The sequence below is a fragment of the Corallococcus sp. CA041A genome (genome assembly GCF_003612075.1).
In the GTDB taxonomy this organism is placed as follows: domain Bacteria; phylum Myxococcota; class Myxococcia; order Myxococcales; family Myxococcaceae; genus Corallococcus; species Corallococcus exiguus.
The window spans coordinates 1-442 of the sequence record NZ_RAWF01000657.1; the positions used below are offsets into that span (position 1 = coordinate 1).

The window sequence follows — 442 nt, forward strand, 5'->3', positions numbered from 1 at the left end:
GGAGCCTGCGTCCCAGCGCGCTCCCTTCCGGGAAGTGCCGGCGCGCCAGGGTCTCGTTCACGATGACGACCGGCGGCTGTCCGGGCTCCGCGTCCCGGGCGGTGAAGTCCCGTCCCGCGAGCAGCGGAATCTCCAGCGCGGAGAAGTAACCAGGACTGGAGGCGCGGCGCTCCGCCGACGGCGTCTCCCCGGGGTCCAGGGGCGGCTCGCCCTCCACCGTGTAGCGCAGGTTGCTCCAGGCCCGCTGGATGGGCAGCAGCGAGGTCATCCCCGCGGCACGCACTCCCGGCAGTGCCCGCACCTGCTCGAGCACCGGCTCGAACAGGCGCCGCGGCAGGTCCCCGTCCGCGAACCGCTCCCGGGGGATGGCCAGGTGCGCGGTCAGGACATGGTCCACCGCGAACCCAGGGGACGTCCCCATCAGCTGGAAGAAAGCCCGTCC

At 73.3% G+C, this 442-nt stretch carries 1 protein-coding gene; it reads right to left on the reverse strand.

Translation table 11 applies throughout. The features are described from left to right. A partial coding sequence (locus tag D7V77_RS42630) for an ABC transporter permease (RefSeq protein ID WP_199734017.1) occupies positions 1-442 on the reverse strand: 442 nt, incomplete at both ends.